General features: G+C 62.4%; 23 protein-coding genes and 1 tRNA gene. 15 read left to right on the top strand and 9 right to left on the bottom strand.

Annotation, left to right across the window (positions count from 1 at the left end):
• Positions 1-217 precede the first annotated feature (217 nt).
• From DM807_RS09975 to DM807_RS09995, 5 genes are all read left to right on the top strand, one after another.
• Positions 218-1,153 carry an IS110 family transposase gene (locus DM807_RS09975; RefSeq protein ID WP_179026968.1) on the top strand — a complete coding sequence of 312 codons (936 nt, stop codon included), beginning with the start codon at positions 218-220 and terminating at the stop codon, positions 1,151-1,153.
• Between the two features lie 507 nt (positions 1,154-1,660).
• On the top strand, positions 1,661-2,548 hold the full coding sequence (phaG, locus tag DM807_RS09980) for a (R)-3-hydroxydecanoyl-ACP:CoA transacylase (protein WP_012273953.1): 888 nt from the start codon (positions 1,661-1,663) through the stop codon (positions 2,546-2,548).
• Positions 2,549-2,659: 111 nt separating this feature from the next.
• Positions 2,660-2,733 (top strand) — tRNA-Gly (locus tag DM807_RS09985).
• Between the two features lie 212 nt (positions 2,734-2,945).
• A complete protein-coding gene (locus DM807_RS09990) occupies positions 2,946-4,652 on the top strand; it encodes a SulP family inorganic anion transporter (RefSeq protein ID WP_060494229.1) in 1,707 nt (568 codons plus the stop codon).
• 83 nt (positions 4,653-4,735) lie between these two features.
• Positions 4,736-5,746, top strand: a complete 1,011-nt coding sequence (locus DM807_RS09995; RefSeq protein WP_179027335.1) for a DUF4917 family protein — start codon at positions 4,736-4,738, stop codon at positions 5,744-5,746.
• Between the two features lie 33 nt (positions 5,747-5,779).
• Here the strand turns inward: DM807_RS09995 and DM807_RS10000 are convergent, their stop codons facing one another.
• Positions 5,780-6,994 (bottom strand): class I SAM-dependent methyltransferase, encoded by a 1,215-nt coding sequence (locus DM807_RS10000; RefSeq protein ID WP_179027336.1) that lies wholly within the window; start codon positions 6,992-6,994, stop codon positions 5,780-5,782.
• 62 nt (positions 6,995-7,056) lie between these two features.
• Complete coding sequence (locus tag DM807_RS10005; protein WP_012273957.1) at positions 7,057-7,674, bottom strand: TPM domain-containing protein; 618 nt, start codon at positions 7,672-7,674, stop codon at positions 7,057-7,059.
• 186 nt (positions 7,675-7,860) lie between these two features.
• Between DM807_RS10005 and bglX the strand changes: the two genes are divergently transcribed.
• From bglX to DM807_RS10025, 4 genes are all read left to right on the top strand, one after another.
• Positions 7,861-10,152, top strand: a complete 2,292-nt coding sequence (gene bglX / locus DM807_RS10010) for a beta-glucosidase BglX (RefSeq protein ID WP_060514029.1) — start codon at positions 7,861-7,863, stop codon at positions 10,150-10,152.
• Between the two features lie 85 nt (positions 10,153-10,237).
• Entirely contained in the window at positions 10,238-11,995 is a 1,758-nt protein-coding gene (locus tag DM807_RS10015) for a sensor histidine kinase (protein ID WP_179027337.1), read from the top strand.
• Positions 11,989-13,323 carry a sigma-54-dependent transcriptional regulator gene (locus DM807_RS10020; RefSeq protein ID WP_012273960.1) on the top strand — a complete coding sequence of 445 codons (1,335 nt, stop codon included), beginning with the start codon at positions 11,989-11,991 and terminating at the stop codon, positions 13,321-13,323. The genes DM807_RS10015 and DM807_RS10020 overlap by 7 nt, the downstream gene beginning before the upstream one ends.
• 242 nt (positions 13,324-13,565) lie before the next feature.
• Entirely contained in the window at positions 13,566-14,885 is a 1,320-nt protein-coding gene (locus DM807_RS10025) for an MFS transporter (RefSeq protein ID WP_012273961.1), read from the top strand.
• Between the two features lie 200 nt (positions 14,886-15,085).
• On the opposite strand, the gene DM807_RS10030 is transcribed toward DM807_RS10025, so the two are convergent.
• On the bottom strand, positions 15,086-15,838 hold the full coding sequence (locus DM807_RS10030) for a COG4705 family protein (RefSeq protein ID WP_012273962.1): 753 nt from the start codon (positions 15,836-15,838) through the stop codon (positions 15,086-15,088).
• A 341-nt stretch (positions 15,839-16,179) separates the two neighbouring features.
• Between DM807_RS10030 and DM807_RS10035 the strand changes: the two genes are divergently transcribed.
• Both DM807_RS10035 and DM807_RS10040 read left to right on the top strand, forming a co-directional pair.
• Positions 16,180-16,467, top strand: coding sequence for a hypothetical protein (locus DM807_RS10035; protein WP_012273963.1), 288 nt, complete (start codon positions 16,180-16,182; stop codon positions 16,465-16,467).
• 118 nt (positions 16,468-16,585) lie between these two features.
• Positions 16,586-17,191, top strand: a complete 606-nt coding sequence (locus DM807_RS10040) for a flavin reductase family protein (protein WP_012273964.1) — start codon at positions 16,586-16,588, stop codon at positions 17,189-17,191.
• On the opposite strand, the gene DM807_RS10045 is transcribed toward DM807_RS10040, so the two are convergent.
• Both DM807_RS10045 and DM807_RS10050 read right to left on the bottom strand, forming a co-directional pair.
• Positions 17,192-17,458, bottom strand: a complete 267-nt coding sequence (locus tag DM807_RS10045) for a hypothetical protein (RefSeq protein ID WP_012273965.1) — start codon at positions 17,456-17,458, stop codon at positions 17,192-17,194.
• 16 nt (positions 17,459-17,474) lie between these two features.
• Positions 17,475-17,768 carry a putative quinol monooxygenase gene (locus DM807_RS10050; protein ID WP_012273966.1) on the bottom strand — a complete coding sequence of 98 codons (294 nt, stop codon included), beginning with the start codon at positions 17,766-17,768 and terminating at the stop codon, positions 17,475-17,477.
• Positions 17,769-17,970: 202 nt separating this feature from the next.
• Here DM807_RS10050 and DM807_RS10055 point away from each other — a divergent pair, with 202 nt between their 5' ends.
• Positions 17,971-18,891: an AraC family transcriptional regulator gene (locus tag DM807_RS10055; protein WP_060514028.1), complete on the top strand. Its 921-nt coding sequence runs from the start codon at positions 17,971-17,973 to the stop codon at positions 18,889-18,891.
• Between the two features lie 72 nt (positions 18,892-18,963).
• On the opposite strand, the gene DM807_RS10060 is transcribed toward DM807_RS10055, so the two are convergent.
• The gene (locus DM807_RS10060) at positions 18,964-20,601 is read right to left on the bottom strand and encodes a 5-guanidino-2-oxopentanoate decarboxylase (RefSeq protein WP_179027338.1); all 1,638 of its coding nucleotides are present in this window, start codon (positions 20,599-20,601) and stop codon (positions 18,964-18,966) included.
• A 114-nt stretch (positions 20,602-20,715) separates the two neighbouring features.
• On the opposite strand from DM807_RS10060, the gene DM807_RS10065 reads away from it, so the two are divergent.
• On the top strand, positions 20,716-21,591 hold the full coding sequence (locus DM807_RS10065; protein WP_179027339.1) for a LysR substrate-binding domain-containing protein: 876 nt from the start codon (positions 20,716-20,718) through the stop codon (positions 21,589-21,591).
• Between the two features lie 98 nt (positions 21,592-21,689).
• On the opposite strand, the gene DM807_RS10070 is transcribed toward DM807_RS10065, so the two are convergent.
• Together DM807_RS10070 and DM807_RS10075 are read right to left on the bottom strand one after the other, a co-directional pair.
• A complete protein-coding gene (locus DM807_RS10070; protein ID WP_012273970.1) occupies positions 21,690-22,304 on the bottom strand; it encodes an NAD(P)-dependent oxidoreductase in 615 nt (204 codons plus the stop codon).
• Between the two features lie 27 nt (positions 22,305-22,331).
• A complete protein-coding gene (locus tag DM807_RS10075; protein WP_069942722.1) occupies positions 22,332-23,207 on the bottom strand; it encodes an MBL fold metallo-hydrolase in 876 nt (291 codons plus the stop codon).
• Between the two features lie 102 nt (positions 23,208-23,309).
• Here DM807_RS10075 and DM807_RS10080 point away from each other — a divergent pair, with 102 nt between their 5' ends.
• Both DM807_RS10080 and DM807_RS10085 read left to right on the top strand, forming a co-directional pair.
• On the top strand, positions 23,310-24,218 hold the full coding sequence (locus tag DM807_RS10080) for a LysR family transcriptional regulator (protein ID WP_179027340.1): 909 nt from the start codon (positions 23,310-23,312) through the stop codon (positions 24,216-24,218).
• Positions 24,219-24,290: 72 nt separating this feature from the next.
• On the top strand, positions 24,291-24,431 hold the full coding sequence (locus tag DM807_RS10085) for a hypothetical protein (protein WP_012273973.1): 141 nt from the start codon (positions 24,291-24,293) through the stop codon (positions 24,429-24,431).
• A 19-nt stretch (positions 24,432-24,450) separates the two neighbouring features.
• Here the strand turns inward: DM807_RS10085 and DM807_RS10090 are convergent, their stop codons facing one another.
• Complete coding sequence (locus DM807_RS10090) at positions 24,451-25,320, bottom strand: isocitrate lyase/PEP mutase family protein (RefSeq protein WP_012273974.1); 870 nt, start codon at positions 25,318-25,320, stop codon at positions 24,451-24,453.
• Positions 25,321-25,480: the final 160 nt, after the last annotated feature.

A 25,480-nucleotide genomic window follows, 5' to 3' on the forward strand; every position in this document is an offset into this window, starting at 1 on the left:
CCCGCTTGTGTCTTGAGGAGGGAATAGAATCTAAGGTGAGAGCGGTGAATGGCAAGTTGATAGCCCGAGGTGCCTCGAGCACGTGTGGGAGCACAAGCTGCCATTCACCGTTCCACTTTGGCGAGAGCCCGAACAGTTGGATGAGGGCCAAATCTCGAACCACAAGCGTGGGCCAAGCCAAAGCGCTCTCACTCCTTGAGTCTAAGAGGGTTTGGCCATGTTTTCCTCTGTCGGCATCGATGTTTCCAGCACCACACTTGCCGTGCACATCCGCCCCGAAGGTTTGAACTTCAATGTTTCCAATGACCTGAACGGATTCAGTCAGCTTGTCGAAAAACTCGGCGAGTATCAGGTTTCAGCAATCATCCTTGAAGCGACCGGCGGTTACGAATGCAACGTCCTGCGGGCTCTACATGACGCTGGTCTTCCGGCGTACCGGATAAACCCCAGCCGCGTCCGGGCCTTTGCCAAATCCATGGGTAAACAAGCCAAGACCGACCCCATCGACGCTGCGGTGCTGGCTCACTTCGCCGAAGTGCTGCCGCCTCAACGGTATACGGTAATGACGCCTGAACGGGCCTTGCTGCGCGAGTTGCTGATGCAGCGGGATCGCTTCGTCCAGCAACGTGACGATGACAAACGTCGGCTGAAGCAGGCCCAGTCAACCAGCGTCTGCTTCCGTCTGGAGCGCCACATTGTTTACCTGAAAGGTGAAATCAAAGCGCTCGAACTCGAGATCGCTGAACAGGCCGTGAAGCTCAATGACGACCGTGTCCCACGCCTCTTGGAGGTCAAAGGCATTGGCTTGGTCACGGCAACCAAGCTGGTGGCTCTGCTGCCGGAGTTGGGCCAGGTGGACCGTAAGGAAATCGCGGCACTGGTGGGTGTTGCACCGTTCAACCAAGACAGCGGCAAACACGCGGGCAAGCGCGAGATCTGGGGTGGCCGGTCACGTGTCAGGCGAGCGCTGTACATGGCCTGCTGGATCGTCATCCGATACAACCAAGACTTCGGAGCCCGCTATGCGGCTTTGCGGGCCGAGGGGAAATGCGCGAAGGTGGCGATAGTGGCGTGCATGCGGGTCTTGATCATACGGCTGAATGCGATGCTAAAGGCCGGAACACCTTGGCAGGAGCAGGTGGCCCATCCGTAAGAGTCAGCCATGCTGGCGATGCCCGGCAGAGCCGGGCCAAGGGCGCTACGCGCCCCATCGCCAGCAAGGCCAGCTTCCACAAGAAGACAGTTGCTCCCACAGGAGGTCCACTGTCATTGGGTACAGTGCAATACCTGTGGGAGCGGGTTTACCCGCGAAGAGGCCGGAACAGACGGCGCGGAGTCGTCATACGACCGCTCAGCGACAAAAGTCACATTTCTCCCCGAACGGCACTTGCGCGATCCGCGACCCACTGCTTGAATCCAAATCGTCAGTCTGCATGTGACTACCAAGTCACGCCCGCAGTCGAAGACACCTTTTTGCCGGCCACCCAAGGCCTCGATGCCTTGGGGCACGGCGAATTGCCCGCCAAAAACAATACCGTCGACGCACGTGCCAAGGATCGACACAGGGCCCCCGGTTTCTCTTCAGGCAAATGCCTACCTGTCATAAAGAACGTGCACCCTAGGTGACGCGAATACCCTTTTTGCGCCAGGAGTCGATGACATGAGGCCAGAAATCGCTGTACTTGATATCCAAGGTCAGTATCGGGTTTACACGGAGTTCTATCGCGCGGATGCGGCCGAGAATACGATCATCCTGATCAACGGCTCGCTGGCCACCACGGCCTCGTTCGCCCAAACGGTACGTAACCTGCACCCGCAGTTCAACGTAGTACTGTTCGACCAGCCGTATGCCGGCAAGTCCAAACCACACAACCGTCAGGAACGGCTGATCAGCAAGGAGACCGAGGCGCATATCCTCCTGGAGCTGATCGAGCACTTCCAGGCCGACCACGTGATGTCCTTCTCGTGGGGAGGTGCAAGTACGCTGCTGGCGCTGGCGCACCAGCCGCGGTACGTGAAGAAGGCCGTGGTGAGTTCGTTCTCGCCCGTGATCAACGAGCCGATGCGCGACTACCTGGACCGTGGCTGCCAGTACCTGGCCGCTTGCGACCGCTATCAGGTCGGCAACCTGGTCAACGACACCATCGGCAAGCACCTGCCGTCACTGTTCAAGCGCTTCAACTACCGCCACGTCAGCAGCCTGGACAGCCACGAGTACGCGCAGATGCACTTCCACATCAACCAGGTGCTGCATCACGACCTGGAACGCGCACTGGATGGCGCGCGCAATATCAACATCCCGGTACTGTTCATCAACGGCGAACGCGACGAATACACCACGGTGGAAGATGCACGGCAGTTCAGCAAACACGTGGGCAGAAGCCAGTTCAGCGTGATCCGCGATGCGGGCCACTTCCTGGATATGGAAAACAAGGTCGCCTGCGAGGATACCCGCAGTGTGATGCTGGGGTTCCTCAAGCCAGCCGTGCGTGAACCCCGTCAACGTTACCAGCCTGTTCAACAGGGGCAGCATGCATTGGCCATCTGAGCAGCTCGGCGTCCTGTAGCTGACACCCGCAAGCCATGGGGCGCCGACAAGCTTTTTTATAACTTGGGCTTCTAATTCGTTGAGGGTTCTGGTAAAAAGTCGAGCTCAGATGCGGGTATAGTTTAGTGGCAAAACGAAAGCTTCCCAAGCTTTAGTTGAGGGTTCGATTCCCTCTACCCGCTCCACATCGCATTCCCGCATGGCGTTCCAGCAACGTCATCGCAGTCAAAAGGAGCCATGGCTCCTTTTTTCGTTTCTCCCCCTCTGCTTTGATCTGGCCCATGGCCATTTACCCGCCGATCCGCTTCAATGCGCAGCGGGCGCATGCGCGTGCAAGCGAAACGGCTTTTGGCGGATATGCTCAATGGATTGGTGAAACACTTCGAAAGGACAACGCATGTTTCTCTCCCGCTGGTTACCAGGCCTTGCCAACCTGCTGCACTACCGTCGCGAATGGTTCCACGCCGACATGCAAGCTGGCCTGTCGGTAGCCGCGATCCAGATCCCCATTGCCATCGCCTACGCACAGATCGTCGGCCTGCCACCGCAATATGGCCTTTACGCCTGTGTGCTGCCGATGATGGTCTACGCGCTGATCGGCAGCTCACGCCAATTGATGGTCGGCCCCGACGCCGCTACCTGCGCGATGATTGCCGGCGCCGTGGCGCCGCTGGCCATGGGCGACCCGCAGCGGATTGCCGAGCTGTCAGTTATCGTCACGGTGCTGGTCGGGGTGATGTTGATCGCCGCAGGCTTGGCGCGGGCCGGTTTCATCGCCAGCTTCTTCTCGCGGCCAATCCTGATCGGGTACCTCAACGGTATCGGCCTCAGCCTGATCGCCGGCCAGTTGTCCAAGGTAGTGGGGTTCAAGATCGAGGGCGACGGCTTCATCCTCAGCCTGATCAACTTCTTCCAGCGCCTGGGCGAAATCCACTGGGTAACATTGATCATCGGCCTGGCCGCCCTGGGCTTGCTGATCTGGCTGCCACGTCGCTACCCGCGCCTGCCTGCAGCCCTCACGGTGGTGGCGCTGTTCATGCTGCTGGTCGGCCTGTTCGGCCTTGACCGCCTTGGCGTTGCCATCCTCGGTCCGGTGCCTGCCGGCATCCCGAAACTGGCCTGGCCGCACAGCAACCTGGCGGAAATGAAAAGCCTGCTGCGCGATGCCTTGGGTATCGCAACCGTCAGTTTCTGCAGCGCCATGCTCACTGCACGCAGCTTTGCCGCCCGGCATGGCTATGCGATCAATGCCAACCACGAATTCGTCGCCCTGGGTGTGAGTAACCTGGCGGCCGGTATTTCCCAGGGCTTTGCCATCAGCGGCGCCGACTCGCGCACGGCGGTCAACGACATGGTCGGTGGCAAAAGCCAGCTGGTGGGCATCATCGCTGCACTGGTGATTGCCCTGATCCTGCTGTTCTTCACCGCGCCCATGGCGTGGATCCCGCAAGCGGCGCTGGGCGCCGTGCTGCTGATGGCCGGCTGGGGGCTGATCGACATCAAGTCGCTGGGGCGTATCCGACGCCTAAGCCGCTTCGAGTTCTGGCTGTGCCTGCTGACCACGGCGGGAGTGCTGGGCCTGGGCGTGCTGCCCGGCATCGTGTTTGCCGTGACCCTGGCGATCCTGCGCCTGCTCTACAGCATCTATCAGCCCACCGATGCCGTGCTGGGCTGGCTGCCGGGCACCGAAGGCCAGGTCGACATCCGCAAATTCAAGGACGCGCGCACCGTGCCTGGCCTGGTGGTGTACCGCTTCGACGACGCCATCCTGTTCTTCAACGCCGACTACTTCAAGATGCGCCTGCTAGAAGCCGTGCAAAGCCAAAACCAGCCAAAGGCCGTGCTGTTCGATGCCGAAGCCGTCACCAGCATCGATGTCAGCGGCATCGCCGCCCTGCGCGAAGTGCGCGACACCTTGGCCGCCCAGGGCATTTTCTTCGCCATCGCGCGCGCGCGGGGTACCTTCCTGCGCATGCTGGTGCGCTCGGGGATGGCGCGGGAGATGGAAGACAAACTGCTGTTCGGCTCGGTGCGGGCAGGCATTCGGGCGTATCGGGTTTGGCGCAACAGAAATCGAAGTGTGCAAACAGCTGAACAGCGCTGACGGGAACTGGACAGCGGCTCTCGAGAACCTCGCTCGACATGCTAAAGTCGCCCCGTTCCCCGCTCCACCCAACGGACCCCAGCATGCCTGCACTCGACGCCACCCTCACCTCCTGGCCAGCACTCGCCGCCCGCCACCCCTGCGACGCCCTGCTGCTGGGCAACGGCGCCAGCCGCGCAGTGTGGAAACCGTTCGGCTACTTCTCGCTGTTCGAGGAAGCGCAACGCGCCGGCCGCAAGAAAGGCCTGGCGGTCAGCGACCAGGCATTGTTCAAATCCTTGGGCACGGAGCTGTTCGAGCCCGTACTCAGCACCCTCAACATCACAGTACGCGCCAACGCCGCACTGGCCATCAACTCCACCGCGCCGCTGAACCGCTACTACTCGATCAAGGAAGCGCTGATCCACGCCGTGCGTACCGTGCACCTGCCCTGGCCACTGATGCCTGCCACCACCCTGGCCGCGCTCAACCAGGCCCTGCGCGGCTACCGCTGCGTCTACACCAGCAACTACGACCTGCTGCTGCCGTGGGCCGTGCAATACGCCCCGCAGGGCTTCGCCGAACTGTTCGACGAGCAAGGCTACTTCGACGTGCGCCGCACCCGCAGCGAAGGCACCCGCGTGCTGCACCTGCATGGCGGCCTGCACCTGCTCAAGCTGCCCGACGGCACCACCCGCCAACGCAGCGCCGAAAGCGCCGAGCTGCTCGATGGGTTTGCCGTGAACATCCCAGGTGAAGTACCGCTGTTCGTCAACGAAGACCGCAGCGACGAGAAACTGCGTGCCATCCGCCACTCGGACTACCTGAGCTGGTGCCTGGAGCAGCTGGCACGGGAAAGCCAGGGGCTATGCCTGTTCGGGCAGCATCTGGACAGCAGTGACCAGCACCTGCTCGACGCCATTCGCCTGGCTCGGCCGAAGCAGCTTTCGATTGCTATCCGGCCGTTGAGCGAGGCTTCGGTGATCAACCAGAAGCAGCATTTCGTGGATCGGTTCGCCGACTTGGTGGGTACCACGCTGCACTTCTTTGATGCCAGTACGCATCCGCTGGGGCAGGCGACATTGGCGATCGAGCCACCCTCTGCTCGACGCTGACACGTCCTCCACAGACCTGCAGGTGGGTGGCCGTCAGAGCAACCCATCCGCCCGCAACAACGCCTCCAGGCAATGCTCCTGCACCCCGTAGAACGCCTTGAGCTGGGCGATCTTCTCCAGCAGCGCGCCGTTGTCCACCGCCTGCCGCCGCTTCACCGCAAGAATCATCTTGTTCTTGTTGGTGTGCTCCAGCGAGATGAACTCGAACACCTTGGTTTCATAGCCGCAGGCTTCCAGGTACAGCGCGCGCAGGCTGTCGGTGAGCATTTCGGCCTGCTGGCCCAAGTGCAGGCCGTACTGCAGCATCGGTTGCAGCAACCCTGGGCTGTGCAGTTGCGGACGGATCTGTTTGTGGCAGCACGGCGAACACATGATGATCGCAGCGTTGCAGCGGATGCCGGTGTGAATGGCGTAGTCGGTGGCGATGTCGCAGGCATGCAGGGCGATCATCACCTCGATGGCCGCAGGCACTACGCTGCGCACGTCACCGCACTGGAACTCCAGCCCTGGGTGCTCAAGGCGCGAGGCGGCGGCGTTGCACAGGTCGACCATGTCCTGGCGCAACTCCACGCCAGTCACCTGTGCATCGCGGCCCAGGCTGTTGCGCAGGTAGTCATGCATGGCGAAGGTCAGGTAACCCTTGCCCGAACCGAAGTCGGCGACCCGCAGCGCCTGCTGCGCCGGCACCGGCGCGCTGGCCAGGGCGTGGTCGAAAACCTCGATGAACTTGTTGATCTGCTTCCACTTGCGCGACATGGACGGGATCAATGCGCCTTGTGCGTCGGTCACGCCAAGGTCGCGCAGGAACGGCCGCGACAGCTCCAGGTAGCGCTTTTTCTCGCGGTCGTGGCCGCTGCCTGCGACGGCCTCGCGCGGTGCTTGTGCACCGTGACGCTGAAGCATCGGTTTGCCCTTCTTGCTGAATGTCAGCTGCACTTCGCCGTCAGCGTCGAACAGGTGGGCATTGCGAAAGCTGTCCGGCAGCAGCTCGGCGACCAGCACCTGGGCCTGCTCCAGCGGCAGGTTGCGGGTGATGTCGCGTGTCTGGTGGCGGTAGACCAGCGACAGGCATGGCTGGCCCTTGACCTGCAGCGGCTTGGCAATGATCCGTTGCAAGGTCTGGTCGGCACCGACATGGCGCGCCAGCACCAGCTTGACCAGGGTGTTGCCGTGTAAGGCGGCGTTCAGCAGGTCGAGAAACTGGGTGCGCGCATCTGGCGCACAGGGGGCGGAAGTACTGGCGGACATGGAGAAACGGTGCCTCGAATAGCGGGAAGCGCATTCTACACCCTATGCTGCCGGCTTCCGACTCAATCGAGAATCACCAGGCGGTTGGGCAACTCGTTACGGGCATGGGTTGGCGGCACGTGCTCGCTCAATAACTCGCCGCAGGCCTCGATGCACTCGACAAAGCCCTGCAAGGTCCGGCCCTGGCGCACCTGCTCGGCAAAGCGGGCCACGATGGCCGCGCGGGCGGTGGTATCCAGGTAATGCTCGATACCACGGTCGACCAAAATCTCCACATGCCGCTCCGCTTCGCTGACAAAGATCAGCACGCCCGTGGCGCCTGCAGTGCGCTGCAGGTTCTGCTCGCGAAACTGCTGCCGGGCCAGGCGCGAGGCACGCCAGCGGCGCAGGCCCCGAGGGATCAGCCAGCCGGCCAGGCGTGGGTTGCGCAGCAGCAGGCACAGGCCGACGAACAGCAACACATTGGCCACCAGCAAGCCTCGCACGCCAGGCCAGCCCAGCAGCCAGTGCAACAGCCCAGGCACGGCCAGCGCCAGTACGGCGGCCCAGAACAAAGGCCAATAGGCGTAGTCATCGGCACGGCGGGCCAGCACCGTCACCAGTTCGGCATCGGTACGCCGTTCGGCACGGGCAATGGCTTCGGCAATCTGCCGCTGATGGTACTCATCGAAAGGGGTCATGCCGTCGGTCTCTTGAGCGTTCTTATAGTTGTTGTCCCGGCATTCGGGGCTTCATCCGCTAGCGACATATTCAGGCATAATCCGCCGCTGGAAGAAATGCCTGCAAATCGTACAACAATAGCCGCCTGAAAACTTCGGTCGCGCACGTATCACCGTGGATACGGCAGAGGCCCCACAACGGAATTGATGATGAAACTGTCTTTGCTGGGCCTGGCCATGGGCCTTGCCAGTCAGGCGGCCCTCGCCGCCCCCACCGCCCCGCCCCTGCAGGACAAGCAGGCATTCATCGACCATCTGATCAGCCAGATGACCGAAGCCGAGAAAATCGGACAGTTGCGCCTGATCAGCATCGGTCCGGAAATGCCCCACGACAAGATTCGCGAGGAAATCGCCGCCGGCCGCATCGGTGGCACTTTCAACTCACGCACCGCCCCGGAAAACAGGCCGATGCAAGACGCCGCCATGCGCAGTCGCCTGAAGATCCCGATGTTCTTCGCCTACGACACCATCCACGGCGAACGCACCATCTTCCCGATCGGCCTGGGCATGGCTGCCACCTGGGACATGGACGCGGTTGCCAAGGTCGGTCGCACCGCCGCTATCGAAGCCTCGGCCGACGCCTTGGACATGACCTTCGCACCGATGGTCGATATCGCCCGTGACCCGCGCTGGGGCCGCACCAGTGAAGGCTTCGGCGAAGACACCTACCTGACCTCGAAAATCGGCCAGGTGATGGTGCGCTCGTTCCAGGGCAGCAGCCCGGCCAACCCCGACAGCATCATGGCCATCGTCAAGCACTTCGCCCTGTATGGCGCGGTGGAAGGCGGGCGCGACTACAACACAGTCGATATGAGCCTGCCGAAAATGTACAACGACTACCTGCCGCCCTACCGCGCCGCACTCGATGCGGGTGCCGGCGGGGTAATGGTGGCGCTGAACTCGATCAATGGCGTGCCGGCCACCTCCAACACCTGGCTGATGAACGACCTGCTGCGCAAGGAGTGGGGCTTCAAGGGCGTGACCATCAGCGACCACGGTGCAATCCAGGAGTTGATCCGCCACGGCGTCGCCCGCGACGGCCGTGAAGCCGCCAAGCTGGCGATCAAGGCCGGCATCGACATGAGCATGAACGACACCCTGTACGGCGAAGAACTGCCGGGCTTGCTGAAGTCTGGCGAAGTGACCCAGCGCGAGCTGGACCAGGCGGTGCGTGAAGTGCTGGGTGCCAAATACGACATGGGCCTGTTCAAAGACCCATACGTGCGTATCGGCAAGGCCGAAACCGACCTGAAAGACTATTACGGCAACGACCGCCTGCACCGCGAAGCCGCGCGTGACGTGGCCCGCCGCAGCCTGGTGCTGCTGGAAAACCGCAACCAGACCCTGCCACTGAAAAAAGCCGGCACCATTGCCTTGGTCGGCCCGCTGGCCGATGCCCCGATCGACATGATGGGCAGCTGGGCCGCCGACGGAAAACCCGTACACTCGGTGACCGTTCGCGAAGGCTTGAGCCGTGCCATGGAGGGCAAGGCCAAGCTGGTCTATGCCAAAGGCTCCAACGTCACGGGCGACAAGGCGATTCTCGATTACCTGAACTTCCTCAACTTCGATGCCCCGGAAATCGTCGACGACCCACGTCCGCCTGCGGTGCTGATCGATGAGGCTGTCAAAGCGGCCAAGCAGTCCGATGTGATCGTGGCAGTGGTCGGCGAGTCGCGCGGCATGTCCCACGAGTCGTCGAGCCGTACCACCCTGGAAATCCCGGCCAGCCAGCGCGAGCTGATCAAGGCCCTCAAGGCAACCGGTAAACCACTGGTGCTGGTGCTGATGAACGGCCGGCCGCTGTCGATCAGCTGGGAACGCGAGCAGGCCGACGCGATCCTCGAAACCTGGTTCGCCGGCACCGAAGGCGGCAATGCCATCGCCGACGTACTGTTTGGCGATTACAACCCCTCTGGCAAGCTGGCCATCACCTTCCCGCGCTCGGTCGGGCAAATCCCGATGTACTACAACCACACCCGTATCGGCCGGCCATTCACGCCGGGCAAGCCGGGCAACTACACCTCGCAGTACTTCGAAGAGCCCAACGGGCCGCTGTACCCGTTCGGCTATGGCCTGAGCTACAGCAGCTTCGAGTTGTCGGGCCTGGCGCTGTCGAGCAAAGACCTCAAGCGCGGCGATACGCTGGAAGCCAAGGTAACGGTCAAGAACACCGGCAAGGTGGCAGGCGAGACGGTGGTGCAGCTGTACCTGCAGGATGTGTCCGCCTCGATGAGCCGCCCGGTGAAGGAGCTGAAAAACTTCCAGAAGCTTATGCTCAAGCCTGGCGAGACGCGCACATTGACCTTCAGCATCAGCGAGGACGACCTGAAGTTCTACAATGGCCAGCTACAGCGGGTTGCCGAGCCCGGGGAATTCAATGTCCAGGTCGGGCTGGATTCCCAGGCGGTGCAGCAACAGAGTTTCGAGCTGCTGTAACTGAAAGGTCGCCTGTACCGGCCCTTTCGCGGGCTTCCCCGCGAAAGGGCTGGCCCCGACATCCCAATCATCCGGATCCGCCCCCATGCCCTTTTCCTTTCGCGCCCTGCGTCTGGGGCTGATCACCCTGCTGATCGTGCTGGGTACCGCCCTCAGTGCCGGCTGGGCCATGCACCAGGCCAAGCGCCAGGCCATGGAAGACGACGCCCAGCGTGCCAGCCAGCAGTTGGGCCTGTACGCCAACGCCCTGCACACCCTGATCGACCGCTACCGCGCCCTGCCCGCCGTGCTGGCGCTGGACCCGGAGCTGATCGCCGCGTTGCGCGGTCCGGTCACCGAACACGTACAGGACGCCCTGAACCACAAGCTCGAACGCATCAACGGCGCCGCCAATTCCTCCACCCTCGAACTGCTCGACCGCACCGGCCTGGCCATTGCTGCCAGCAACTGGCGTCTGCCCAGCAGCTACGTGGGCTCCAACTACGGCTTCCGGCCCTATTTCAAGCAAACCCGCAGCCAAGGCAGCGGCCGCTTCTACGCTGTGGGGGTGACCAGTGGCGTGCCGGGTTACTTCCTCGCCAGCGCGGTCAACGATGAGCATGGCCGCTTCCTCGGCGCCATGGTGGTGAAGCTGGAGTTCCCCGAGCTGGAACGCGAATGGCGCCAGGGCAGCGATACCCTGCTGGTCAGCGACGCCCGCGGCATTACCTTCATTGCCAACCAGGACGGCTGGCGCTACCGCGAGCTGCAGCCGCTCAGTGGCGCCGACCGGGCCGAACTGGCCGAAACCCGCCAGTACGACAAGCAACCGTTGGTGCCGCTGCAACATCAGGTGCTGACGCGCTTTGCCGCCAACAGCACCCTTAGCCGCGTGCAAGACCCGGAGGGCAGCGCCGAGTACTTGTGGGAGAGCCTGCCGCTGGAAGGCGAAAACTGGACGTTGCACCTGCTGCGCAAACCGCAGGTCGCCGCCGATGGCCGCAATGCCGCCCTCGGCGCCGCCGCCGTCTGGCTGAGCCTGGTGTTCGCTGCGCTGTTCGTCAGCCAGCGCCTGCGCCTGGCCCGCCTGCGCCAGCGCAGCCGACAAGAGCTCAAGCGCCAGGTCGAGGAGCGCACGCGCGAGCTGCGTACCGCCCAGGAAGGCCTGGTGCAATCCGCCAAACTGGCCGCGCTCGGGCAGATGTCGGCGGCCATGGCCCACGAAATAAACCAACCGCTGACCACCCAACGCATGCAGCTGGAAACCCTGCGCCTGCTGCTTGACCATGGCCGCCATGACGAAGCGCGGCAGGCGCTGGAGCCGCTGGAACAAATGCTCACACGCATGGCAGCGCTTACCAGCCACCTGAAAACCTTCGCCCGCAACAGCCCGGTGGGCCTGCGCGAGCGCCTCGACCTGGCCACCGTGGTCGACCAGGCCTTGCACCTGCTCGAAGCGCGCATTCGCAGCGAAGAAGTAGAGGTGGCCCTGTACCTGGCACGCCCGGCCTGGGTACGTGGCGATGCCATCCGCCTGGAGCAGGTACTGATCAACCTGCTGCGCAATGCCCTCGACGCCATGGCCGACAAGCGCTACAAACGCCTGGAAATCCGCATCGAGCCCGACGGCGAGCTGTGGCGCCTTAGCGTGCTCGACTCCGGTGGCGGCATTGCCGAAGCCGACCTGGCCAAGGTCTTCGACCCATTCTTCACCACCAAGCCAGTGGGTGAAGGGCTGGGGCTGGGCCTGGCCATTTCCTATGGCATCGTGCACGAGGCCGGTGGCCAGCTACAGGCCGAAAACCTGCCCGGCGGCGCGCGCCTGAGCCTTACCCTGCCCCGTGACCTGGAGCCTGTATGTTGAATTCGGTGATCGTCGTCGATGATGAAGCCAGTATCCGCACGGCTGTCGAGCAATGGCTGAGCCTATCCGGCTTCAGCGTGCAGTTGTTCGCCCGCGCCGAAGAGTGCCTGGCACACCTGCCGCGGCACTTTCCCGGGGTGATCATCAGCGATGTCCGCATGCCGGGCATGGATGGCCTGCAATTGCTCGAACGCCTGCAGGCGGATGACCCCGACCTGCCCGTGATTTTGCTCACCGGCCACGGTGATGTGCCCATGGCGGTAGAAGCCATGCGCAACGGGGCCTATGACTTCCTTGAAAAACCCTTTACCCCGCAACACTTGCTGGGCAGCCTGCGCCGAGCCCTGGAGAAGCGCCAGCTGGTGCTGGAGAACCGCCGGTTGCACGAGCAGGCCGACCTCAAGTCACGCCTGGAGGGGACGCTGCTTGGCATGTCCCAAGGCCTGCAGCAACTGCGCCGGCAAGTGCTGGAGCTGGCCAGCCTGCCGGTCAATGTGCTGATTCGTGGTGAAACCGGCAGTGGCAAGGAGCGTGTCGCCCGCTGCCTGCACGATTTTGGCCCGCGCGCCGACAAGCCGTTCGTTGCCCTCAACTGTGCAGCAATCCCAGAGTCGCTGTTCGAGGCCGAGCTGTTCGGTCACGAGAGCGGCGCCTTTACCGGCGCCCAGGGCAAGCGCATCGGCAAGCTGGAGTACGCCAACGGTGGCACGGTGTTCCTTGACGAAATCGAGAGCATGCCACTGGCGCAGCAGGCCAAGCTGCTACGGGTGATTCAGGAACAGAAGGTGGAGCGCCTGGGGGCCAACCAGAGCATCAGCGTCGACTTGCGAATCATTGCCGCGACCAAGCCCGACCTGCTCGACGAAGCCCGTGCCGGGCGCTTTCGCGAAGACCTGGCCTACCGCTTGAACGTGGCCGAGCTGCGCCTGGCACCATTGCGTGAACGGCGTGAGGACATCGCGCTGCTGTTCGACCACTTTGCCCGTGCGGCAAGCGAAAAGCTTGGGCGTGCCGCGCCGCCGCCGTCGGGAGCACAGCTGGCGCAACTGCTGTCGCATGACTGGCCGGGCAATGTGCGTGAACTGGCCAATGCGGCGGAGCGGCATGCATTGGGTTTGGGTTCGCCGAACATCGAGGTGGCGCCTGCCGGGCAATCGCTGGGCGAGCAAATGGAAGCGTTCGAGGCGCAATGCCTACGCGCGGCGTTGCGCCAGCATGGTGGGGCGATCAATGCAGTGATGGAGGCGTTGCAGCTGCCACGGCGCACACTGAACGAGAAGATGCAGCGGCATGGGTTGGTACGTGAGGATTTTGTCGGGCGCGAATGAGCGGAAATCCGCTTATTGGTAATGACTAATAAGCAAACATCCGCTTACTTCTCGGCGATCTTGGGGCTGCTTTGCAGCCCATCGCGACGCAAGGCCGCTCCTACAAGGCCACTAACATGCGGGGTCTGGGCAGACTACGCCCTCAAATGAATCAGCCTGCACCCATTTGGCACACCTTCTGCAATCACCTGTGCAAGCTGCGCCACGGCGCGCTCCACAAAAACAACGAGAAGGTATCCCTGATGGATAACGCCACCTCCCTGCCCGCCGGGGCGGCCACCGCGCCTGCCGCAGAAAAAACCACCGCCAGCCGCCTGAAGTCGATTTTCAGCGGGTCCATCGGCAACATGGTCGAATGGTACGACTGGTACGTCTACGCCGCGTTCTCGCTGTACTTCGCCAAGGCCTTCTTCCCGGCCGGCGACTCCACCGCACAACTGCTCAACACCGCCGCGATCTTCGCCGTGGGCTTTCTGATGCGCCCGATCGGCGGCTGGCTGATGGGCCTGTACGCCGACCGCAAGGGCCGCAAGGCCGCGCTCATGGCTTCGGTACTGCTGATGTGCGCAGGCTCGTTGGTCATCGCCCTGACCCCGGGTTACGAAACCATCGGCGTCGCCGCGCCTATCCTGCTGGTCATCGCACGCCTGCTGCAGGGCCTGTCGGTAGGTGGTGAATACGGCACCTCGGCCACCTACCTCAGCGAAATGGCCAGCAAGGAACGCCGTGGCTTCTTCTCCAGCTTCCAGTACGTGACCCTGATCTCCGGCCAGCTCATCGCCCTGGCGGTATTGATCGTCCTGCAGCAGACCCTGACCACCGAGCAGCTGTATGCCTGGGGCTGGCGCGTGCCGTTCGTGATCGGTGCGCTGTGCGCCGTAGTGGCCCTGTACCTGCGTCGCGGCATGGAAGAAACCGCATCGTTCACCAAGAAGGAAAAGGCCAAGGAAAGCCTGATGCGCACCCTGCTGCGTCACCCCAAGGAGCTGATGACAGTGGTCGGCCTGACCATGGGCGGCACCCTGGCCTTCTACACCTACACCACCTACATGCAGAAGTACCTGGTCAACACCGTGGGCATGAGCATCAGCGACTCGACCACCATCTCGGCCGCCACGCTGTTCCTGTTCATGTGCCTGCAGCCGGTGATCGGCGGGCTGTCCGACAAGATCGGCCGACGTCCGATCCTGATCGCCTTCGGTGTGCTCGGCACCCTGTTCACCGTACCGATCCTCAGCACCCTGCACACCATCCAAACCTGGTGGGGCGCGTTCTTCCTGATCATGGCTGCTTTGATCATCGTCAGCGGCTACACCTCGATCAACGCCGTGGTCAAGGCCGAGCTGTTCCCAACTGAAATTCGCGCACTGGGCGTAGGCCTGCCATATGCGCTGACCGTGTCGATCTTCGGCGGTACCGCTGAGTACGTGGCCCTGTGGTTCAAGAGCGTCGGCATGGAAAGCGGCTTCTACTGGTACGTTACCGCCTGCATCGCTTGCTCGCTGCTGGTTTACGCAACCATGAAGGACACCAAGCAACACTCGCGAATTACTACTGATTGACGCAGGCCTGGTAATACTGAAAGGGGCGCACCATTGTATGGGGCGCCCCTTTTTTATGCCCGCTCTGATAAAGGATCTCGGCTGCCAAGTGCTTGTCAAAACAGGTTTATCGCCTTCGAGATCGAGCGCCGCGCGCGGCGCTCGATTTCAGCAACACCGCAAACATCAAGCCATACCTCCAAAGCCCCTGATGAGCCGATTCAAGACACCTCCAACGCCTGACGCGGTTCACGGCGCTGGTACCAGTTGGCCATCAGCACCAGCACCAGCAGCACCCCGCCCAGCACTGCCGAAGAGCCGACCGTGCCAAAGTCCAGGCCGCCCTTCTCATGCGGCTTGGTCAGGAAGTCACCCAAGGTGGCGCCAAACGGCCGGGTGAGCACGAACGCGACCCAGAACAACACAACGCCTGGGATGCGGGTCCAATATCGAGCCACCACCACCAATGCAATGGCACTGCCAATCAACAGTGCGCCACCGGCAAAGCCCAGCCCCGAGTCATCGGCCAGGTAATCGCCCAGCGCGGTGCCGAGGGTGTTGGAAAACAGGATTGCCACCCAGTAGAACAGCTCGCCCGTGCGGTTCTTGATACGGGTGACATCCAGCGGGTTGCCACTCAGACGCCAGACCAGGAAGGTCAGTAACAGGATGCCGATGAGCAGCGCCGAACCCGTGGCATAACCCAGCCCCAGGGTACGGTCCATGAAATCGGACATGGTGGTGCCAGCGGTACTGGTGGAGAGAATAACCAACCAGTACAGCATCGGGTGATAGCGGCGCGAGTACAACTGGCCCAGCAACGTCAGCAGAAACACGCTGATCAGCAGCAGCGAGCTAAGTGCATAGCCGATGTTCAGGGTCATCGACAGCAAGTCGCCTGCTGTTTCACCCAGGGTGGTAGCGCAGATCTTCATGACCCAGAAGGCCAAGGTGATTTGCGGGAGTTTGTTCATTGTTGTGCCGCTCCAGTTTTAGGTGCGGCGATGGTGCTGAGCAGCGTCTGAAAAATCGGTTGGTGATAGATGAAAAATACGTTCATCGGCCATCTGCTTCAGATTTTTCCTTCTTAACGCCCTATTAATTCCACCTCATCAAGCTGCAATGGCTGGCAGAACGTTGGTGCAAGCACCGACGTACCTTGGGCCAGGCTGCTGCCTGATTGACGGTATGCGCACCCATATATATCTATTTATTAGATTTTTAACCGCTATTTTTTGCGCTTTTTAATCGAATTAATAGGCGTAGCATTTAACCCATAGAAACAAACAACTCACGACCCCCTGGAGCAACGACCATGAAAAACAAACTGATCCTCACCCTGGCCCTCTCGGTTCTCGCAACGGGCGCCTTTGCCGAAGATGGCTTCGATCGCACCAACGCCCACACCTTCGCCGCAGCCCAGACTCAATCCGCTAGTTACGTTGAAGACGGCTTTGACCGCACCGGCGGCCAACGCTTCGCCGAAGACGGCTTCGACCGCACCGGCGGCCAACGCTTCGCCGAAGACGGCTTCGACCGCACCGGCGGCCAACGCTTCGCCGAAGATGGCTTCGACCGCACCAACGCCCACCGCATCAGCTGATCCCTGATGCGAGCACCCAGCCCGGCTTTAGCCGGGCTTGATCATTTGCAGGCGAGCTCAGGCTTGGCACACTAGGCACCTTGTCCACCAGGAGGTAGGGCCAGCAAGCCCAGCACAGATGTATTACTACGAACCCGCCAAAGGCCACGGCCTGCCCCACGACCCGTTCAATGCCATCGTCGGTCCCCGCCCTATCGGCTGGATCTCCTCTCAAGACCGCGACGGTCGCCTGAACCTGGCGCCATACAGCTTCTTCAACGCCTTCAACTACATCCCGCCGATCATCGGTTTCTGCAGCGTCGGGCGCAAAGACAGCCTGAACAACATCGAGCAGACCGGTGAATTCGTCTGGAACCTGGCCACCCGCCCACTGGCCGAGCAAATGAACCTGAGCTGCGCGCCAGTTGCTGCCGATGTGAGCGAATTTGAACTGAGCGGCCTCACTGCCGCACCGTCGAGCATCGTCAAGGTGCCGCGCGTGGGCGAAACCCCGGTAGCCTTCGAGTGCAAGGTCAGCCAGATCGTCCAGCTCAAGCGGGCCGACCAGGCATTGGTGCCTAGCTGGCTGATCCTCGGGGAAGTCGTGGCGGTGCACATTGCCGAGCACCTGTTGAACAACGGCATCTACGATACCGCTGCCGCCGAGCCGATCCTGCGTGGCGGTGGCCCGGCGGACTATTTCGAACTGGGCAATCTGTTCAAGATGGCCCGGCCGCCAGCCTGATCACCAGACCAGCTCGCCCTCTTCGCTCACGCCCTGCAGGCGTTGCAGCTCGGCGGTGGCCGCTTCGTCGGCGGCCACGGCGCCCTTGAACACCTGCCCGTCGAGCACCTTGTGAAAGCGTGGTGCACCGCCCATGCCCAGGGCCTTGACCGCGATGGCCGCGTTGTAGCCACCCCCCTCCACCGGCACCATCGCCGAAACCGCTTCGAAATGAGTAAATTCCCTACGTGCCATGTCGCTATCCGCTTGGTTGAACAAGTGCGTCACTTTACCTCATCCACCCTCAATCGAAGGTATGCAAGTCCAGGCTACTGACCACACGCGCCTGCACCAGCTCACCAAACACCTCCAGCGTCGGCGAAGCAAAGTAGCCACTCATCGCCTGCTGGTCCTGCCAGCTACCACTGAGCAGCCACAGGTCAGCATCAGCCTGCGAACGCTGCACGGTGAAACTCAGGCAACCCGGCGCACGCAGCGAGGGCTCGAGCAGGTCACGCAGGCGCGCGCCCAGCTCTGCAGAACGCCCGCTGCTGGCACGAATGAAAGCAAGATGGGTGACCGGTTGTTTTAGGGTCATTGCACAATCTCCTTGAAGCGGGCGGACGGAAAAGCCAGGCTGCCAAGGTTAGGGGCTCACCCGCGCGGCGCGTTAGGCCAATACTGCACGTCGATTGCCTGATCCTGCAGCGCTGCAGGATCAGGCAATCGACGTGCAGCTTTCGACTAGCGCCCGTCTGTGCCCAAACCTATGCTGCGTCGGTCAGTAGAGGAAAGCCATCATGACCACCGCCACGTCCACCGACCCCACCCTGGAACTGCAGCGCCTGGAACTGGCCGAATTGATTACCCGCCACGCCGGCGAGCCCCACGGCCCGGCCTCGGCCATCGATGACCTGTACCTGGTGCGCTACACCGAGAACGTGCGCTCGGTGCCGACCCTTGCGCAACCCGCCCTGTGCATCCTTGCCCAAGGCAGCAAAAGCCTGTTTCTCGGCGACGAGCAGTACGCCTACGACCCACTGCATTACATGGTGGTCTCGGTGACCTTGCCGCTAAGCGGCGTGAAGCTCGATGCCAGCCCGCAGAACCCCAGCCTGGGCCTGCGCATGGACCTGGACCCGGCCGAAATCAGCCAGCTGATCGCCGAGAGCGGACCGATGCTGGTACCCAATAGACCTTCGGGCCGTGGCTTGTACGTGGAAAGGACTGATGCGGCGTTGCTTGACGCCCTGCTACGGCTGATCCGCCTGCTGGACACACCGCGTGATATCGCGATGTTGGCACCGCTGTTCCGCCGCGAGATTCTCTACCGTTTGCTGCGTGGGCCGCAGGGTTGCCGGCTGTATGAAATCGCGTTGGCCAACAGCCAGACCCACCGGGTTTGCCAAGCCATAACCTGGCTTAACAACAACTACCAGCAACCGCTGCGTATCGAGGACCTGGCCCGTGAGGTCAACCTCAGCACCTCGACCTTGCACCACCGCTTCAAGGCCGTGACGTCGATGAGCCCGTTGCAGTATCAGAAGCAGTTGCGCCTGCAGGAGGCCCGGCGGCTCATGCTGAACGACGGGCTCGAGGCGGCGGTGGCGGCCTATAGGGTGGGGTATGAAAGCCCGTCGCAGTTCAGCCGTGAATACAGCCGGCTTTACGGCGCGCCACCGATTCGGGATGTGGCCAGGTTGCGGGCTACTGCTGGCTAAAGTCGGGCTGATCCTGTACTGGCCACTTCGCGGGTAACCCCGCGAAGTGGCCGTAACAGGTTAAGCGCTACATCATCGCAGCACTGTTTCTTGCCACTGGTTCTGGTCAACCTGGATCAAGGTCGGCCCCTTGCGCTCCAACGCCAGCCCCAGTGCTGCCTGCAGCTGCACCACATCCGTCACATGCTCCGCCGCCGCGCCCAACGCCCGCGCCACACCGATGAAGTCCGGGGTATGGATATCCACGCCTACCGGCTCGATCGCCCGGTTGACCATGTACTTCTTGATCTCCTCGTACCCCTGGTTATTCCACAACAGCACGACCAGCGGCACCTGCGCCTCCACCGCACTGGCCAGCTCCGGCAGGGTGAACTGCAAGCCGCCATCACCAATCAAGCACACCGCTGGCGCACGTTGGTCGGCCTGTTCGGCACTGCCCAACCAGGCGCCCATGGCCGCAGGCAGTGCATAACCCAGGGTGCCGTAACCGGTCGAGGCATTGAACCAGCGACGCGGCTGGTGCATGTCCAGGGTCAGGTTGCCGGTGTACACCGGTTGGGTGGAATCGCCCACCAGAATGGCATTGGGCAGGCGTTCGAGAATGGCGTTCAGCAAACGCGTCTGGCTCAAGGTCGGCTGGTCCCAATCTGCTGCCAGAGCCTGGCGCAGCTTGGCCACGCGGGCCACACCCCAAGTGCTTTCGTGCACCGGTTGCGGCTGGGCCTGCAAGGCACCGAACAACGCTTCGGCGGCCAGCTCGGCATCGGCGACCAGCGCCAGCTCCGGCAGGTAGTTGCGCACCGTCTGGTCCGGGTCGATATCGATGCGCAGCAGGCTGCCCGGGATCTCGAAACCGCCCTTGAAGGTCACGTCGTAATCGGTTTCGGCAAGTTCGGTGCCAATCGCCAGCACCACGTCGGCCTCGGCCACCAACTCACGTGTGGCCGGCAGCGACTGGGTCGAACCGATCTGCAACGGGTGGCTGGCCGGCAGCAAGCCTTTGGCATTGATGGTCAGCGCCACCGGGGCCTGAAGGTGTTCAGCCAGGCGTGCCAGCGCAGCCCCCGCAGCCAATGCCCCGCCACCGGCAAGAATCAGCGGCCGACGTGCACTGGCCAGGCGCTCAGCCATCTGCGCCACCGCCTGCGGAGCCGCTCCTGCCCGGCTGCCACGTACCGGGCGGCCCGGCAACAGGAAGTCAGCCGGTTCGACCAGTACATCGAGCGGTATCTCGATGTGCACCGGGCGCGGCCGGGCACTGTCGAACACGGCAAATGCTCGGGCCAGCACCTGCGGCAAGTCTGCGGCACTCATCAAGGTGTGGGAAAACGCAGCCACACCCGCTACCAGCGCGGCCTGGTTGGGCAGCTCATGCAGCTTGCCACGGCCACCGCCCAACTGGTCGCGGGTCTGCACGCTGGAAATTACCAGCATCGGAATCGAATCGGCATAGGCCTGGCCCATGGCCGTGGTGATGTTGGTCATGCCAGGGCCGGTGATGATGAAGCACACCCCGGGTTTGCCACGGGTGCGCGCATAGCCGTCAGCCATGAACCCGGCCCCCTGCTCGTGACGCGGGGTGATGTGGCGAATGGACGAACCCGCCAGGCCACGGTAGAGCTCCACGGTATGTACACCGGGAATGCCGAAGACATGGTCCACGCCATAGCCTTCAAGGAGTTTGACCAGTACTTCACCGCAGGTTGCCATTGGGGTTCACCATGAATCTTGTTGGGTTATGCCCTTATTGGACCCAAGCCACGGCTATCCCCACAATGTAAAAAAACACATACTAGCCATGTCCTGTGATCATGGCTTACTGCAATGAAACGCCTCCCGCCTCTGCCTGCCCTGTACACCTTTCTGGTCACTGCCCAGCACTGCAATTTCACCCGTGCAGGGCAACAGTTGCACATCACCCAGGGCGCCGTCAGCCGGCAGATCGCAGCCCTCGAAGAACACCTGGGTTATGCGCTGTTCAAGCGTGAGGCCCGCGGTTTGAGCCTGACCCGTGAAGGCCAGGACTGGCTGCCTCGGGTGCAGCAGGTGTTCGCGCTGATCGATCAAGGCGTGCGCGAGGTGGGCGAGCACAGCACGACCTTGCAGCTCAAGGCGCCGACCTGCGTGATGCGCTGGCTACTGCCACGCCTGATGGAATGGCAAGCCCTGCGCCCGGACATACCGGTCGAACTCACCACCACCGTGCAGCATGGGGTGGATTTTCGCCGCGAGGGCTTTGACGCCGCGGTGGTCTATGGCGATGCACCGAACCACGGGCTGCACGTGCGCAAGTTGTTCGATGAGCAACTGACACCGGTATGCGCACCGTCACTGCTTCAAGGGCCGCTGCCCTTGCAGCAGGTGGAAGACCTGGCGCGGCACATGCTGCTGCACCCGTCACGAGATGAGCATGATTGGCGGTTGTGGTTGCAGGCAGCAGGTGTGACGCTGGCCAGTCATGGGCCCAAGCAGCATTTCGAGACGCTGGACATGGCAATGGCCATGGCCTCGCAGGGGACTGGCGTGGCTATCGGTGATTGGTCGCTGATTGGCGATGACTTGCGCGGGGGGCGGCTGTGCATGCCGTTTGCGCTGAAGGTGCTGACGGGTAAAGGTTATTACCTGGTAAGCCAGGCCAGAAGCTTGCCACCGGGTTTAGTGGAGTTGCTGGATTGGCTGCAGCGCCAGGCTAGCCAGTGAGGGCCCATACACGGGCACGCACGCTCCCACAGGTACAGCACAGGGCTTGGAATTTGTGCAATACCTGTGGGAGCGTGCGTGCCCACGAAGCAGGCGACTCAGTAACCGACTGTGAAGCGCTGCCGTGAATGCGCAGGCTTTTCCAGCTCGTCGAGCATGGCAATCGCATAATCGGCAAAGGTGATCCAGCTCTTGCCGTCCGCACCGATCAGCAGGTGATCCTTACCCAACGTGTAGCGCCCGCTACGTTCACCTTCAACGAACTCCGCCGACGGCGAGAGAAAGGTCCAGTCCAGGTTTGGCTCGCGCTGCAACGCCTCCAGAAAACGCACCCCGGCAGTGGCCTCGGCCTTGTAGGCTTCCGGGAAGTCCGGGCTGTCGATCACCCGGTGCCCCGACGGCAACAACAGGCTGCCGGCCCCCCCCACCACCAGCAACCGCTTGACCCCGGCGCGCTTGACAGGCTCGATGATCGCGTGCGGCTCGATGGTCGAAAAATGCGCCGCGCTCAACACCGCGTCCACACCCTCGACAGCCGCTTGCAGGGCCGCGCTATCCTTGGCATCCAGCGCTTTGACGGTCACCCCGTCACGCCCCTGCAAACGGGAAGGGTCGCGGGCAATGGCCAGCACACTATGGCCACGGCGCAGGGCCTCTTCCAGCAACTGGCTGCCAGCGCGGCCAGTGGCACCGATGATTGCAATCTTGCTCATGGGAAACTCTCCATCAGTTGAACGGAATTACCACTTCATCTCGCCCTTGGCGACCTTGGCCCCAAGCTCCAGGGAGCCTTCATCGGCCAGGCCTGGGTAACGATGCTTCATGGCCTCGATCAAGGCGCCAGCATCTTTTGCTTTGACGGTTTCGGCATCGAAATCACGAATGTAGTTCGCAGTGAAACGCACAGCTTGCAATGAACGGCTGCTGTCCCCCAGATAATGGCCCGGGACGACTGTGCGCGGCGCCAGCGCTTCGATCCGCGCCAGGGTGGCGAGCCAATCGGCATGCGACTTGGCTGTTTGGGTATCGGCCATCCACACATGAATATGCTCGGACACCACTACCCCACCGACCACCGCCTTGATCGACGGGATCCAGACAAAGCTGCGGTCTGGCTGTGGGCCGTCAAGGCCAACCACGTCCAAGGCCTGCCCTTCCAGCATCAGGCGGTTGCCTTCGAGCACTTGCGGCAGCACCAGCCGCGCGGGCTTGTCCGCCCCCATCTGCGGCCCCCAGTACGCCAGCTTGGCGTCCATGGTCTGGCGAATATGCGCAACGGTCGCGGCTGAAGCCAGCACCTTGGCGTCGGGGAAAGCCTGGGTCAGGGTATCCAGGCCGAAATAGTAATCCGGGTCGCCATGGCTGATGTAGATGCTGGTCAGGTGCTTGCCACCGGCTCGCAAGCGCTGTACCAACTGCTCGGCCTGGGCTTTGCCGAACTGGGCATCGACCAGCACGGCGTCATGTTGGCCACTGACGATCACCGAGCTGATCGGGAATATCGCTTCGTGCCCGGGGTTGTAGACCTCCAGCTGCAAGGGCTCGGCAGCCAGCACCGGGCCGGCCAGGGTAACGCAGGCCAGCAGCAGGCCACGCAAAGGAGAGAACAGGGACATGAGCAACGCCTTCAGCTGAACAATGCCCAACAGCTTAGTTGCCCAATCCGTCACAAAAAATGCGATGCTCGAACATAGTTTGTTTCTGAAATCGGGCAAATCATGGACCGTCTGAACGCCATGCGCGTATTCGTAACCGTCGTCGACCTGGGCAGCCAGTCGGCGGCAGCGGATCATCTGCAATTGTCGCGACCGGTAGTATCGCGCTATCTGGCCGAGCTGGAGGACTGGGTTGGCGCGCGGCTGATGCAGCGCACCACGCGCAAGCTCAGCCTCACGGCCGCCGGCCAGGAAACCCTGCCCCGCTGCCGGCAACTGCTGGACCTGGCCGGCGACCTGCAGGCCGCCGTGCAGCAACCGGAAGACGCACCAAAGGGTGCACTGCGTATCAGCGTCAGTACCTCATTCGGCCAAGCACAGTTGGTAGACGCCGTAGCAGCCTACGTGCAGCGTTACCCTGGAGTGAAGGTGGAACTGCAAATGCTCGACCGCACCGTCAACCTGGTGGACGAGCGCATCGACCTGGCCATTCGTACCAGCAACGACCTGGACCCCAACCTGATCGCCCGGCGCCTGAGCGTGTGCCGCTCGGTGGTGTGCGCGGCACCGGCCTACCTGCACGAGCACGGCACGCCACAACGGGTCGAGGAACTGAGCCGACACAACTGCCTGACCCACGCCTACTTCGGCCACAGCCTGTGGCATTTCGAGGTGGCCGGGCAGCACGTCGCCGTGCCGGTGGCGGGGAACATCAGCGCCAACGAGGCGATGACCCTGCAGAAGGCAGCACTGGCTGGCGCGGGTATCGCCATGCTGCCGACCTATCAGGCAGCCGAGGCCCTGCGCCGAGGCGAACTGATGCGCCTGCTGCCCGAGGCGAGGCCGCGTGAATTGAACCTGAATGCGGTGTACACGTCGCGCAAACACATGCCGGCAACCTTGCGGAGCATGCTGGATTTTCTAGTGCTGCGGTTCAAGGACGAGCCGGAGTGGGACCAGGATCTATACTAATGCTGTACACCCCTATCGCTGTAATGGGAGGTGAGCACCATGGGTATCAAATCAAGAAGAGTCGCCGTTGTCATGGCCCTGACCGCAGTCGCAGGGCTGTATGGCTCGGCCTGCTGGCGCGTCGAGCTGCTGCGCAGCCAGCCTAGCGCCGCCAACAGCTGCGAGCGGGCACATTGCGTGCCCCACACCGCAACCTTGAGCGCCGTCCGTTGAGTCGACGGCGCCCTGCCGGTCACTCTTCGACGCTCATGTATTCCTTGGCCCAGCGGATGTAATCCTCAGGCTGGGTGTAGGTGTGCGAGAGTTCGGTGGCACTGAGGTTTTCCGACTTGTTCTGCTGGCCACGCTGCAGCCGCAAGCAATCGTAGGTGGCCTTGATCGCGGCAAAGTAGGCCGCGTGACCATCGACCACAATGCGCACGCCCAAGCGCGCCAGGCGCTCGTCGTCGCGCAGGTTCGGGTTGCCATAGGTGACCAGCATCAGCGGCACAGTCAAGTGCTCGGCAATCTGCTCGAGCTGTTCGAAGTCCTTAACCCCCACCATGCAGATAGCATCGGCACCGGCCTTCTGGTAGCTCTGGGTACGCACAATGATTTCTTCGGTGCTGAGTACCCCAGCGTTGGTACGGGCAATGATCGACAGCGACGAATCGACCCGCGCCTCCAGGGCCGCACGGATCTTGCCAACGCCCTCTTCGACCGGGATCAGGTCGGTGGACTTGCGCCCGAACTGGGCTGGCAGCAGCGTGTCTTCGATGGTCAGTGCGGCCACACCGGCGCGCTCCAGTTCGATCACCGTGCGCATCACGTTCAGCGCATTGCCATAGCCGTGGTCAGCGTCGGCCAGCACCGGCAGTTGCGCGACCCGACCGATACGGGTGGCCTGCTCGACGAACTCGCTGAGGGTGATCAGGGCGAAGTCCGGTGCGGCCAGCACCTGCAAGGATGCAACGGAACCACCGAGGATACCGACCTCGAAGCCCAGGTCTGCGGCAATGCGTGCCGACATCGGGTCGAACACCGATGCCGTGTGGAAACAGGAACCTGAAGCGAGCAGCTCGCGGAAGGCAAAACGCAGATCTTGATGGGAAGCCTTGGGCATGATCACTCCGCAATTAAGTTGAAATTTGAACGGTAACTACCGACCCCTGTAATCGGGTCTACCTGACCTGTTCCAACCGTCGCCATCTGGGCGGTCATGCTCGACATGCAGGCAGAGGAATAAAAGGTGTGGGAGACAGCGGCCTGAAAAACCTGCGGCA

Origin of the sequence: Pseudomonas hunanensis (assembly GCF_013393325.1) — a bacterium.
Lineage (GTDB): Bacteria > Pseudomonadota > Gammaproteobacteria > Pseudomonadales > Pseudomonadaceae > Aquipseudomonas > Aquipseudomonas putida_P.